The sequence below is a fragment of the Bradyrhizobium sp. USDA 4532 genome (genome assembly GCF_024171315.1).
GTDB lineage: Bacteria > Pseudomonadota > Alphaproteobacteria > Rhizobiales > Xanthobacteraceae > Bradyrhizobium > Bradyrhizobium australafricanum.
Window position 1 is genome coordinate 5594454 of record NZ_JALJZN010000001.1, and the last position, 13116, is coordinate 5607569.

Annotated in this window: 11 protein-coding genes; 3 read left to right on the plus strand and 8 right to left on the minus strand. The window is 65.8% G+C overall.

Annotation, left to right across the window (positions count from 1 at the left end; all coding sequences use genetic code 11):
• Nucleotides 1-9: 9 nt before the first annotated feature.
• Complete coding sequence (locus J2R76_RS25780; RefSeq protein WP_076824806.1) at nucleotides 10-1692, plus strand: phospholipase D-like domain-containing protein; 1683 nt, start codon at nucleotides 10-12, stop codon at nucleotides 1690-1692.
• A 66-nt stretch (nucleotides 1693-1758) separates the two neighbouring features.
• Here the strand turns inward: J2R76_RS25780 and J2R76_RS25785 are convergent, their stop codons facing one another.
• On the minus strand, nucleotides 1759-2859 hold the full coding sequence (locus J2R76_RS25785) for an LLM class flavin-dependent oxidoreductase (protein WP_076824808.1): 1101 nt from the start codon (nucleotides 2857-2859) through the stop codon (nucleotides 1759-1761).
• Nucleotides 2860-2964: 105 nt separating this feature from the next.
• Nucleotides 2965-3603 (minus strand): TetR/AcrR family transcriptional regulator, encoded by a 639-nt coding sequence (locus J2R76_RS25790; protein ID WP_076824810.1) that lies wholly within the window; start codon nucleotides 3601-3603, stop codon nucleotides 2965-2967.
• A gap of 55 nt (nucleotides 3604-3658) precedes the next feature.
• On the opposite strand from J2R76_RS25790, the gene J2R76_RS25795 reads away from it, so the two are divergent.
• Nucleotides 3659-5170: an FAD-dependent monooxygenase gene (locus tag J2R76_RS25795; protein WP_200844625.1), complete on the plus strand. Its 1512-nt coding sequence runs from the start codon at nucleotides 3659-3661 to the stop codon at nucleotides 5168-5170.
• Between the two features lie 19 nt (nucleotides 5171-5189).
• On the opposite strand, the gene J2R76_RS25800 is transcribed toward J2R76_RS25795, so the two are convergent.
• From J2R76_RS25800 to cobS, 5 genes are all read right to left on the minus strand, one after another.
• Nucleotides 5190-6302, minus strand: coding sequence for an NADH:flavin oxidoreductase/NADH oxidase (locus J2R76_RS25800; RefSeq protein WP_057015537.1), 1113 nt, complete (start codon nucleotides 6300-6302; stop codon nucleotides 5190-5192).
• A 137-nt stretch (nucleotides 6303-6439) separates the two neighbouring features.
• Entirely contained in the window at nucleotides 6440-7522 is a 1083-nt protein-coding gene (locus J2R76_RS25805; protein ID WP_200844626.1) for an esterase-like activity of phytase family protein, read from the minus strand.
• A gap of 3 nt (nucleotides 7523-7525) precedes the next feature.
• Nucleotides 7526-9424: a cobaltochelatase subunit CobT gene (gene cobT / locus J2R76_RS25810; RefSeq protein ID WP_076824816.1), complete on the minus strand. Its 1899-nt coding sequence runs from the start codon at nucleotides 9422-9424 to the stop codon at nucleotides 7526-7528.
• Nucleotides 9421-9831 carry a GNAT family N-acetyltransferase gene (locus J2R76_RS25815; protein ID WP_076824818.1) on the minus strand — a complete coding sequence of 137 codons (411 nt, stop codon included), beginning with the start codon at nucleotides 9829-9831 and terminating at the stop codon, nucleotides 9421-9423. Before J2R76_RS25815 ends, cobT begins: the two co-directional genes overlap by 4 nt.
• A gap of 3 nt (nucleotides 9832-9834) precedes the next feature.
• Entirely contained in the window at nucleotides 9835-10833 is a 999-nt protein-coding gene (gene cobS / locus J2R76_RS25820; RefSeq protein WP_057015539.1) for a cobaltochelatase subunit CobS, read from the minus strand.
• Nucleotides 10834-11125: 292 nt separating this feature from the next.
• Here cobS and J2R76_RS25825 point away from each other — a divergent pair, with 292 nt between their 5' ends.
• Nucleotides 11126-11788, plus strand: a complete 663-nt coding sequence (locus tag J2R76_RS25825) for a DedA family protein (protein ID WP_057015540.1) — start codon at nucleotides 11126-11128, stop codon at nucleotides 11786-11788.
• A 60-nt stretch (nucleotides 11789-11848) separates the two neighbouring features.
• On the opposite strand, the gene J2R76_RS25830 is transcribed toward J2R76_RS25825, so the two are convergent.
• Entirely contained in the window at nucleotides 11849-13072 is a 1224-nt protein-coding gene (locus J2R76_RS25830) for a citrate synthase family protein (RefSeq protein ID WP_057015541.1), read from the minus strand.
• Nucleotides 13073-13116 lie beyond the last annotated feature (44 nt).

Below are 13116 nucleotides of genomic sequence, written 5' to 3' on the forward strand. Positions count from 1 at the left end.
GGCATCACCATGATTTCCACAATTCAGGCGTTCCCGACCACCGACGGCATCTTCGTGGTCTGGGAGGTCGCGGCAATGATCCCGGACTGCCTCGGCTTTGCGCTGTATCGTCAGCAGCAGGGCAAAAGTGCAACCGTGGTCGACACCTGGGTCGGGTTCGAGGACCAGGCGCAGGATCACAAGCCGGGCGAACATCGGCCGAGCACCGAATGGCCGGTGCAGAAGACCAACTGGACCGATTTCCTGGCGCCAACCGACGCGCCGGTCCGCTATGGCGTCGTTCCGGTTCTCAAGGACGGCGCCACCAAGGTGAAGCCCGCCTACAGTGCGCCAGCGACATGGACCGAATACGTCTCCGCAATGCCGTCGGGCCTGCTCAAGCCATGGTTCAACCGCGGCACGATCTCGGCGCAATGGCTGTCGCGCGCGATCGGCAAGGACAAAAAGCCGGCGCAAACCCTGGAGAAGGCGATCTCGACCAAGGGCAACAAGATCCGTGACTTCCTCAAGGGCCAGCTCGGCGCCCGCCTGCTGGCGCTGTTGGCTGAAGCCAAGAAGAGCAAGCGCGACGTCTATCTCGCGCTCTACGAGCTCAACGACCCTGAGCTGATCGCCGCGCTGACCGCGATGAAGGGCAAGGCGCACGTCGTGCTCGGCAACAGCACAGGCAAGTCCGACGCCACCGCCAAGGACACCGAGAAGAACGCCGGCGTGCTGAAGAAGGCCGGCGTCGACATCGTTCGCCGCAAGATCGCGCCGAGCCGTTACGCCCACAACAAGTTCGCGGTGTTCTGCGACGGCGCGCAGAAGCCGAAGGTGGTCTGGACCGGCAGCACCAACTGGACCCGGTCCGGACTGTGCACCCAGAACAACAACGGGCTCGAGATCACCGACGACAAGGTCGCGGCGGCCTATCATGACCATTGGAAAGCGATCTACGCCGACGGCAGCAAGTCGCCGAAGGCGCTGGCCGTGGCCGGCGATCACGAATGGCCCTTCACCATCGGCAAGTCGAAGCTCAGCGTCTGGTTCACGCCCACCACCAGGAGCGGCGACCTCAAGGAAGCCACCAGGATGATCGAGGACACCGAGCATGGCGCGGCGTGCCTGATGCTCAATCCCGGCAACAAGGGCCTGCTCGGCCCGATCCTGGAGAAGGCGCAGGACAAGAAGCTTTATGTGCGCGGGGTGCTCAACAATTTCCCGGCGCAGGGCAAGGACAGCCCGAAGGATCAGCTGCAGCTCCTGGCCGGCGACGGACAGCAGCAGGTCTTCAAGGGCAAGCAGATCGCCGACGTGATCCGGCCCGCCGGCATCGACAAGACCGCGGACTGGTGGGAGCACGAGATCAAGAACACCGGCAAATTCATGATCGCCGTGCACAGCAAGGTGATCGTGCTGGATCCGGCCGGCAAGAACGCGGTGGTCATGACCGGCTCGCACAATTTCTCCGACCGCGCCAGCACCAAGAACGACGACAACCTCGTCATCATCAGGGGCGATTCGCAGCTGGCGCTGACCTATGCCGCGCGCATCGTCAGCATCTACGGCCAGTATCGCTGGCAGGCCTGGCGCAACACGCCGGAGGGCCAGAAGGACAAGGGTCTGAAGCGCAGCGACACCTGGCTGAGCAACCGCATCGGCAAGGGCTGGGCGGAAACCGAAACGCGGTTCTGGCTCGGCACCACCTGACGCCGGCGATCCGTCGTGAACAAGGGGCAGCGTTACCGCTGCCCCTTGTTATCCTCTCCGCCAAACCTACGCCGCGCGGCCGACCGAGGCGTCGAGATGCTTCAGCCGCGGCAGCACCTCCTGCTTCAGGAGCCGCAGCGAATTGTGCCAGGCTTCCGGCTTGTGCTTGTAGTCGAAGCCGAACACCAGGAGCACGCCGAAGCCGCCGACCTCCTGGTAGATCTGCTCGATCTTCTCGGTGACGGTCGCGGGCGAGCCGACGATCCAGTTGTTGCGCGCGCAATATTCGACCGTGACGTCGCTGTCCGGCACGTCGGGCGAGGCCTTCAAGTAATCCTTGAAACCAAAGTGGCCGAGCAGCGGCAGGAAGTACTCGCCCATCATCCGGCCCATCATGTCGCCGGTCGACAGCTTCCATGCTTCTTGATCGGTGTCGGCGACGAATACCTCGCGCACCATTCGCCAATCCTTGCGGCTCGGCGTGCGGCCGGTCTTGGCCGCGCCCGCCTCCACCGAGTCCCAGTGGCTGCCGACATAGGCCGGGTTGAGGTTGAGGCTCATCGGAATGAAGCCGCGCTCGCCGGCGAGCTTCAGCGTGTCCGAATTCTTGGAGAGCCCCGCGACGCCGATCGGCGGATGCGGCGCTTGCTGAGGCTTGATATGCGGCTTGAGGAAATCGAACATCGTGTCCGGCTTGGTCACGGTCCAGAACTTGCCCTTGTGGGTCCAGGGCGCCGGCTCGGTCCACATCTTCAAAATGATCTCGAGCGCCTCGCGGGTCATGTCGCGGTTCTGTCCTGACATGCCGTCGACATTGAACATCGCCCAGTCGCTCGGCAGCCCGGAGGCCGCGACGCCGAAGTTGAGCCGCCCGTTCGAGAGATGATCGAGCATCGCGACGCGGTTGGCGAGCTCTGCCGGGTGATGATACGGCAGCAGGAAGCCGCCGGGTCCGATGCGGATGTTCTTGGTCTGCAGCAGCGCCTGCGCCACCAGCAGGTCGGGCGACGGGTGCGGCTCCCAGGGTGCGGTGTGGTGCTCGCCGATCCAGGCTTCCTGATAGCCGAGTTCGTCGAGCCAGCGCAGCACCTGCAGGTCCCAGTCGTGGCCCTCCTTCAATCCGCACTCCGGCGGATGCGACGGCATCGCGAAGTATCCGAGTTCCATGGGTTTCCTCTCTTTGTTCGATGCGTGTCTTCCGCACGCGCTTCGAGAGTAGCTGCCCCGGCTACGGCAGAACAATGGCCTTGTCGCATCCGGCTCGGCCGGGATTCATGCGTAGGGCGTATCCTTCAGCATGATCGCGATACCGGAAAAGCTTCGCTCCATGATCCGCAGAAAGGTCTCGCGTGACGATGCAGCCGACCTGCGGGCCTTGTGCTCGCGAAGCCCTTCCGCATAGGCGACGGTCAGCGCCGTGACCACCATCGACGCGGCGAGCCGGGCATCGGCATCGGCGAGCGGGCGCTTGATGGCTGCCGCCAGCACGCTCGCGAGATCATCGATCAGTTCGTCACGCATCTCGCGCGCCCGCGCCGAGAGCACCGGGCTCTCGGCGACGGTGCGCCAGAATTTCGCCGTTGCGTCGGTGAATTTCGCGAACGGATGCACGCGATCCGCCAGGCTGTGCACCAGCTTGCGGAGCGTCGCGATCGGCGCCTCGCCGGCCGGACGCTCGGCAAAGGCAGTCCGCAGCAACTGACGGCTTTCCTCTTCACGGTCGAAGAACAGGTCTTCCTTGCGTGGAAAGTAATTGAACACCGTCATCCGGGAGACCTCGGCTGCCTCGGCGACTTCGGCCACCGAAACATTGTCGAAGCCCCGTTCCAGGAACAGCTCGGTGGCGACATCCGAGATCGCCTGGCGCGTCGCCTCCTTCTTCCGCTCCCGCAACCCGCCCTGATTTGACATGCGGGAATTTGTACCATAATAAATATTATACTGAGTATAATTTTATGGTGACGGCGTGACGCGTGAACGAACCGATGTGGTTGTGGTCGGTGCCGGGCCGACCGGACTGCTGCTGGCGATCGAACTGACCCTGGGCGGCGCCGACGTGATCGTCATCGAGCGGCTGGCCGAGCCCGACCAGACCATCAAGGCCGGCGCGATCGGCGCGCTGGCAGGCGAGGCCCTCGAGCGCCGCGGCCTCGGCGATGCGATGAATGCGGTCGAACGCAGCATGGCGGACAGCATGTCCAGGCTCATGAAGGGCTCGGGCGATGCGAACGACCTGCCGTTCAAGAAATTCGGCGGTCACTTCTCGGGCATTTTCCTGATCGACCAGACGCGTCAGCGCGAGCCGGACCGGCGGTTGCGCGGGGTGAACCAGCAAGCCCTGGAAAGCATGCTTGCCGAGCGCGCCCACGCGCTCGGCATCGAGATCAGGCGCGGCTGCGAGTTGATCGATTTCGAGGATAGCGGCGACGGCGTCGTGGCGCAAACTAAGGACGCGTCCGGCGATGCCACGCTGCACGCGGCCTATCTCGTCGGCTGCGACGGCGGACGCAGCGCCGTGCGCAAGCGCGCAGGCTTCGCATTCCCCGGCACCGAACCGACCCTCACCGGACACCAGGCCATCGTCGATCTCGATCATCCGGATCGACTTCTGCCGGTCGGCTGGCGGCGAACGCCGGTCGGCATGATGGCCTATGGACCGATTCCTGGCCGGGTGTTCCTGGCCGAGTTCGACGGACCGCCGGCCGATCGCAGCGCGCCGGTCACGCGCGAGGAGATCGAGACCACCCTGCGCCGGATCAGCGGCGTCGACGTTCGCGTCACCGCTGTCAAGACCGCGACGCGCTTCACCGACAATGCGCGACAGGCCGACAGCTATCGCAGGGGCCGCGTCCTCTTGGCGGGCGATGCGGCGCATGTGCACTCGCCATTCGGCGGACAAGGCCTCAATCTCGGCCTGCTCGATGCGGTCAATCTCGGCTGGAAGCTTGCGGCGGTCGTGTGCGATCGCATGCCCGACAGCCTGCTCGACAGCTACACCGAGGAGCGGCACCCGATCGCGGCAAGGGTGCTGGCCAACACCCGCGCCCAGGTCGCCTTGATGCGGCCTGATGTGTTGACGGACGCCCTGCGCGACATCGTCGCTGATCTGATGAGCCTTGACGAGGGCACCCGCTATTTCGGCGAAATGATCAGCGGCGTCAGGATCCGTTACGATCTCGGCAGCGACCATCCATCGGTCGGCCGGCTCTCCGGCAATTTCGCTCTCGGCGACGGCGACGCGGAAACAACCCTGTTCGATCAGATGGAGGACGGCAGGGCCGTGCTGATCGATGCGACTGATGGAGCCGCGTCAGCGATCGCGGCACGCTGGGATATCTTCGTGCGATGCGTGCCGCGACGTAGCGGCGCTTCGCTGCTGATCCGCCCGGATGCCTGCATCGCCTGGGCGGCCGACGACGCCGACACGACGGGCCTCGACGCCGCGCTGACGCGCTGGTTCGGGCCCGCCATGCCGTGACCTCGCACGAGGTGCGCTGTCAGCGCGTCCCGAACGTGGTCTTGCCGAACAGCGCCTTCTGCGTCGAGGGCTGCGAGCGCCAGTATTGCGGCGGTGCGCTCACCTCGCCGCCGAGCTCGGCGGCAGCGTGCCAGCCCCAGCGCGGGTCGTAGAGCATGCCGCGGGCGAGCGCGACCATATCGGCCTTGCCGGACGAGACGATCTCCTCCGCCTGCTTCGCTTCCGTGATCAGGCCGACCGCCATCGTGGTAACGCCGGTCGCCTCCTTGACCGCCAGCGCCGCCGGCACCTGGTAGCCCGGCCCGAGCGGGATCTTCTGCAACGGCGAGACACCGCCGGAGGAGACATCCATCCAGTCGACGCCGCGCTTCTTCAGCTCCCTGGCAAACTCGATGGTCTGCGCAAGGTCCCAGGCGCCCTCGACCCAGTCGGTCGCCGACACCCGCATGCCGATCGGCTTGTGATCCGGGAATACGGCGCGCACGGCGTCGAACACTTCCAGCGGGAAGCGCATGCGGTTTTCGAGCGAGCCGCCATAGCGGTCGGTCCGCTTGTTGGCGATCGGCGACAGGAACTGGTGCAGCAGATAGCCGTGCGCGCCGTGCAGCTCGAGCGCATCGATGCCGAGTCGGTCGGCGCGCTTCGCCGACGCGACAAAGGCCTCGCGGATGCGCGTCAGGCCGGCGTCGTCGAGCGCCACCGGCGCGGCCTCGCCTTCCTTGTGCGGGACGTCAGATGGTCCGACCGTCTGCCAGCCGCCTTCGGCAATCGGGATCAACTGCCCGCCCTCCCAGGGGCGCTGGCTCGACGCCTTGCGGCCGGCATGGGCGAGTTGCATGGCGACCGCCGCTTTCGAATGCTTGCGCACCGAGGCCAGGATCGGCTTCAGCGCCGCCTCGTTGGCGTCGTTGTAAAGACCGAGGCAGCCCGGCGTGATCCGCCCGATATCCTCGACATGGGTGGCCTCGATGCAGAACATCGCCGCGCCCGACAGGGCCAGCATGTTGATGTGGGTGAAGTGCCAGTCGTTGGCGGAGCCGTCGACGGCCGAATACTGGCACATCGGCGAGACCATGACGCGATTGGAGAGTCTCAGGTCGCGCAGTTCGATCGGGGAGAACAGGGTGCTCATGCGGCGGATATCCGGGATCGGGGAGAGGGCCCGGTTAAGATAGAGGCACCACGGCCGATCACCAACCGTCCGGATGGCCGCGCAGGCCGGGGCGCAGATCAGCAATGTCCTGACGGGGTCCCTCCGGGCCGGCGCCCTCAGTCCACCAGCGTGAACTGCAGCAGCAGGTTGCGCTGGATCAGGGAGAAATTGTCGTCGGAGACCATGGTCAGCACGGTCTCGCCCTCCTCCGTGACATGGGCGTCGATGCCTTCCATATTGTCGATCTCGTTGCCGAGATCGGCATTGAAGATCGCGGGGCCGTCGACCACGGCGCCGGGCGCGATATCGGACAGCGCGAGACGGCGGATGCGGATGCCGACGCCGCCGAACCAGGAGAATTTCCGCTCCAGAATCAACAGACCGCCCGACGGCAGCAGGACCGCGTCGCTGATATCGAAATTCTCGCTGCGACGGACGCTAAACTGGCCCGGCGTCTTGCCGCCGACCAGGAAGGCGACCAAATTGCCGCTCGCATCGAGCCCGCGTTCCGAGAATGCGATCAGCGTACCGGCAAGCGGCTGGCCTTTCGGCACGAAGACGAGCCCCTCCAGCCCCTTGTTGTTGGGAAGCTTGCGTGCCGCCGGCGGCAGCGCAATCACCTCGCCGCGCGAGCGGGTAAAGCCCTTGGCGAAATCGAAGCGCAGCACCTGGTTGACCCGCTCGAGACCGACATAGGCGAACGAGCCGTCGAGCGCGAGCGATTCCGAATCATACCAGCCGCGGGTCGCGGTGATCGGCCTGCCGTCGGCGCCGAGCAGCGGCGCCGCTTCGACATCCTCGAGCCCGACCATCTCCCGGCCGCGATAGACGATGCGGCCGGTGAACCAGCTGCCCTGGTCGCTGACCGCGATGAAGCGTTCGCCCTTGGCATCGAGCCGTAGCGCGGAGAGGCCGCCGAAGCCGGAGAACGACGAGGTCAGGATCAGGCCGCTGCGATATTCCAGCGCGCCGAACCGCGTGCGCGCGCGGTCGCGGATATCGAACGACGGCATCGGCCGCGCGTTGACGTCGATCGAAACCGGTTCGTTGACCCGGTAGGGGCTCGGCCTCGCAGCCGGCCTCGACGTTGCCGGCGGCTGGGTCGCGCTCTGCGCCTGCGCAAGACGCGGCAATGCGGCGACCGACAGCCCCGCCGCCATACCCTGGAGGAAACGGCGGCGGCTAGGGGATGAGCGCATGTCTCACGAGTGGAGGCGGCGCCGGACGCCCGGCGCGGGCGCCGAGCCGTGAGTCTCGCTGAACAGCTCGGCGAGCTTTTCGGTAATGGCGCCGCCGAGCTCTTCGGCGTCCACGATGGTCACGGCGCGGCGATAGTAGCGCGTCACGTCGTGACCGATGCCGATCGCGATCAGCTCGACCGGGGAGCGGGTCTCGATCTCGTCGATGATGTGTCGCAGATGCCGCTCGAGATAGTTGCCGGGATTGACCGACAGCGTGGAGTCGTCGACCGGCGCGCCGTCGGAGATCATCATCAGGATGCGGCGCTGCTCGGGGCGCGCGAGCAGGCGCTTGTGCGCCCAGTCGAGCGCCTCGCCGTCGATGTTCTCCTTGAGCAGGCCTTCGCGCATCATCAGCCCGAGGTTTTTCCGCGCGCGACGCCAGGGTGCGTCAGCCGACTTGTAGATGATGTGCCTGAGATCGTTGAGGCGGCCCGGATTGGCCGGCTTGCCGGCCGCGAGCCACGCTTCGCGCGACTGCCCGCCCTTCCAGGCGCGCGTGGTGAAGCCGAGGATCTCGACCTTGACGCCGCACCGCTCCAGCGTGCGCGCCAGAATGTCGGCGCAGGTGGCGGCGACCGTGATCGGGCGGCCGCGCATCGAGCCGGAGTTATCCAGCAGCAGCGTCACCACGGTGTCGCGGAAGGTCGCCTCCTTCTCATGCATGAAGGACAGCGGATGATAGGGATCGGTGACGACGCGCGACAGCCGCGCCGGATCGAGGATGCCCTCCTCGAGATCGAAATCCCAGGCGCGGTTCTGCTGCGCCATCAGCCGACGCTGCAAGCGGTTGGCGAGCCGCGCCACGATGCCCTGCAGATGCGCGAGCTGCTTGTCGAGATAGGAGCGCAGCCGCTCGAGCTCGTCGTGATCGCAAAGGTCTTCGGCGGCGATCACCTCGTCGAACTTCGGCGCGAAGGCGTGATATTCCGGACCGCGCGGCTCGTTCTGTCCGCGCGCATTCGGCCGCGTCGCCTCGCCCGGCGTCTCGTCGTCGCCGAGCTCGCCGTCGTCGAACGTATCAGACGTGGAGGCCTGCGCGCTCTCCATCGCGCTTTCGCTCATCTCTTCCGCTGACGTCTGCGCCTGGTCGGCGCTCATCTCCTGCGCGGCATCGGAGTCGGGCGAGCCCTCGGCGCCGGACTGATCGCTCTCGCCGTCCTGGTTCTCGTCCTGGTCGTCGTCATCGTCCGAATCCATGTTGCGGTCGTCGCCGAGATCGAGCGCCGACAGCAGATCATGGACGAGGTCGCCGAACCTCGCCTGGTCCTCGGTGAAACGGCTGAGCTTGTCGAGCCGCGAGCCGATCTTGTCCTCCAGGGTCGGACGCCAGAGATCGACCATCTTCTTGGCGGCCGCGGGCGGGGCCATGCCGGTGAGACGCTCGCGCACCAGCATCGCCAGCGCATCCGACAGCGGCGCGTCGGCGCGATCAGTGATCTCGTCATACTTGCCGCGATGGAAATGATCGTCGAGCATCGCGGTGAGGTTCTTCGCAACGCCCGCCATCCGCCGCGAGCCGATCGCCTCGACGCGCGCCTGCTCGACCGCCTCGAACACGCCGCGCGCCTGCGGATTACCCGGCATCAGCTTGCGATGCACCTTGGGATCGTGACAGGCGATCTTGAGCGCGATCGAATCGGCGTGGCCGCGCACGATCGCCGCATCACGCTTGGTCATCTTGCGCGCCGGCTCCGGCAGCCGCGCCTTGCCGGGCGCGAGCCCCGGGCGCTCGGCGGCGAAGGAGACCTCGAGCTCCGGCTTCTTGGCGATCGCCTTCAGGCACGCCGATACCGAGCGCTTGAACGGCTCGGTCGGCGCTTCCTTGGATCCGGGACGGAATTTGATGTTGGAGGTTGTCATAGCGATTTCGTAAACCAATGGCGCGTTACGCCGCCGGGATACCCCTCAATCGAACCGAACTCTTTATATCCGTTGGCGCGGTAGAAGCCCGGCGCCTGGAAGCTCATCGTATCCAGATAGGATCGCGTCGCTCCGAAGCGCCGCGCCTCGTCCTCGATCGCCTTGATCAGCTTCGCGCCAAAGCCCTTGTTGCGAAACTTCTGCTCCATCCAGAACAACTGGATGAACAACACCGCGGTCCAGACCTCGCCGACGATGCCGCCGACAATCTTGTCGCCTTGCCGCAGCGAGATGGCGAAGCGCTTGTACTTCTGCTTCCCCATCTTCTCGTTGTTGTAGTGGAGCAATCCGCCGAGCACCGCTTTCTTCGTCTGTGTGACTGTGCGCTCGACGGAGATTTTCGGCATGGACTAGCTGAGCGCCACGTTGACCGAGGATTCCGGCAGCTCGACGTTGAAGCAGCGCTGGTAGAACTCGGCGACCAGCGGCCGTTCCAGCTCGTCACACTTGTTGAGGAAGGTGACGCGGAACGCGAAGCCGATATCGCTGAAGATGTCGGCGTTCTCGGCCCAGGTGATCACCGTGCGCGGGCTCATCACCGTCGACAGGTCGCCATTGGCGAACGCGTTGCGGGTGAGATCCGCCAGCCGCACCATCTTGTTGACGATGTCGCGGCCTTCCTGGGTGCGATAGTGCTTCGCCTTCGCCAGCACGATCTCCACTTCCTCGTCATGGGCGAGGTAGTTCAGCGTGGTGACGATCGACCAGCGGTCCATCTGGCCCTGGTTGATCTGCTGGGTGCCGTGATAGAGGCCCGAGGTGTCGCCGAGGCCGACCGTGTTGGCGGTCGAGAACAGGCGGAACGCCGGATGCGGCTTGATCACCTTGTTCTGGTCGAGCAGCGTCAGGCGGCCGGAGACTTCCAGCACGCGCTGAATCACGAACATCACGTCCGGGCGGCCGGCGTCGTATTCGTCGAACACCAGCGCGATATTGTGCTGCAGCGCCCAGGGCAGGATGCCGTCGCGGAATTCGGTGACCTGCTTGCCTTCCTTGACCACGATCGCGTCCTTGCCGACGAGGTCGATACGGCTGATGTGGCTGTCGAGGTTGACGCGCACGCAGGGCCAGTTGAGGCGGGCCGCAACCTGCTCGATGTGGGTGGACTTGCCGGTGCCGTGATAGCCGGTGACCATCACGCGGCGGTTCTTGGCAAAGCCGGCGAGGATCGCGAGCGTGGTGGCGCGGTCGAAGCGGTAGTCGCTGTCGACCTCCGGCACATGCGGATCGACTTCGGAATAGGCGGGAACTTCCAGGTCGCTATCGATCCCGAAGACCTGCCGGACCGACACCTTCATGTCGGGCAAGCCGACGGGTTCCTGAGCTTTGGTCTGGACGGCGGTCGTCATTCATCCTCCGAGGTCCCGGGCGTTCCCGAAACCAGATTAATCGTTTGGCTGCGGATGGGGTGCTACGCATAAGCCTAGCAGAGAGCAACGGTTGGCAGAAGCCCGCGAGCAAATCAAAGTTCCGTTGTTCTATCATAAAGATAGGAGCGAAACTCGGTTTTTGGAAGGCTGCCCTGCAAATCCCGCCGTACTTTCGCCGCAGCACCACGACGGCCGGCCCGGGCCGGGCACTTTTCAGCCCGGCGGGGAGTTGTTAGCTCTCAAATCGATAACACCGCCACATGGGAATTTTGTGACTTCATTCCTTGACCCTTTGATCGCGTTCGTTTCGGCCCACGCCTGGCTTGCCTATCTGACCCTGTTTCTGGCCGCCCTGCTGGAGGCGGTGCCGGTGGTCGGCTCCCTGGTGCCGGGGTCGACCATCATCCTGGCGTTGAGCGCGCTGGTGCCGGGCGGCGAATTGAAGCTGTTGCCGGTGCTCGCCGCGGCGGCCGCCGGCGCGATGCTCGGCGACGGCACCGCCTACCTGATCGGCCACCGCAGCCAGCGCGAGATACTGTCGGCCTGGCCGCTTTCCAACTACCCGCGCGTGGTGGCGCAGAGCGAGGCCTTCTTCAACCGCTGGGGCGTGCTCGCGGTGTTCTTCGCCCGCTTCGTGCCGCCGATCCGCGCCTTCGTGCCGATCACGGCCGGCGCGCTCGGCATGCCGCCGGCGCGCTTCTACGCGGTCAACATCCCCGCGATCCTGCTCTGGGCGCCGGCGCATGTGCTGCCCGGCGTGCTCGCCGTCACCGCGCTGCATGACTATGCCGGCCTGCCGCATCATGGCCATGTCGGCAAGCATCTCTGGATGTTTGCGGTCGCGGGCGGCGCCGTGATCCTGGCGCTGGCCGTCTGGACCATCCGCCGCCGGCATGGCGGCAGCCTGATCGAACCGGCCAAGCCGGCGAAATAATTCCTTTCACTTGCGCATGATCTTCTCGGAAAACCGGTCTCCACTTTTCCGGATCATGCGCTAGATGCTGTTGGTCGTTCCCGCCCGCCCGGGTGCCGGACCGACATAGCGCGCGCGAGGCCTGATCAACTTGCCGAGCTGAAGCTGCTCGCTGGCATGCGCGATCCAGCCGACGCTGCGCGCCATCGCGAACAGCGCAAGCTCGCTGCCCGCGGGCATCCGCAGCGCATGCACCAGCACCGCCAGCGCGTAATCGATGTTGACGAATTCGCCCGTTGCCTCCGCGATCCGCTCCGGCACTTCCCTGGTGAATTTGCGCGGCGCGCCGGCCCGCGTCAGCGCTTCGAGCAGCGAGATCGCACGCGGATCGCCCTTCTTGTAGACGCCGTGCCCAAAGCCGGCGAAACGCTCGCCAAGCGCGACCCGCTCACGAACCACCGGCGCAACGTCATTGTCGAGCATCGTCTTGACGAGGCGCGAGGCGAGCACGCCGGCACCGCCATGCATCGGTCCCTTCAACGCGACGAGACCCGCGATCACGGCGTCGTACAGATTGAGCCCGGTCGATGCCGCGCAGCGTGCGGTGAAGGTCGACGCATTCAGTTCGTGATCGGCGAGCAGCACCAGCGCGCGGCGGATCAGGTCGGGCGCGTGCTTGTTGCCTGGCGTCCAAACCTGCGCCACCTGCTCGTGCAGCGGCTCGTTCGATGGCGCAGCGTTCAGCATGGTCGCGACCAGCAGCCGCAGGATGCGGCCGCCGACCATGGCGCGGCCGTCGGGCGCGCGCGTGAAGGCGCCGGGATCGGCACTTGCCGCCAGCGCCAGCACCGCCACCGTGCGGTCGATCGGCTGGGCGCGGCGCGCGGCCTCAGCGATCGCGCGCATTTCGTCCGAGAGGTGCGGGCAATTGTCCGGCGCGAACGGATCGACGCCGGTGACATCCCACAGCAGCGTCGCGGTGTGCTCCAGCGTGTCGCGCTCGGCGAGCTCGACGCAGTTGACGCCGCGATAGATCGGGCCTTGCTCGGTGATGGTTGCGATCGCCGAATCCATCACCGGCAGGTCGGCGTCGAAATTACGGAAGCCCCGCGGCTCCGGCGACGGCACGCGGCGCTCCTTCAACCCCCTGATGTCCTCGGCGCGGTAGCGGTGGCTGCGCGAATCCGGCGACGGCTCTGAGCGGATTAGCCCGCGGCTGACATAAGCGTAGAGGGTCGCCGGCGAGATCGCGAGCTCGGCGGCGGCTTCGCGAGCGGAGAGGTAAAGCTCGGCGGATTTTTTCATATTGATTTATATAATCAAGATTGATCAACTCGTCGAGAGGCCTG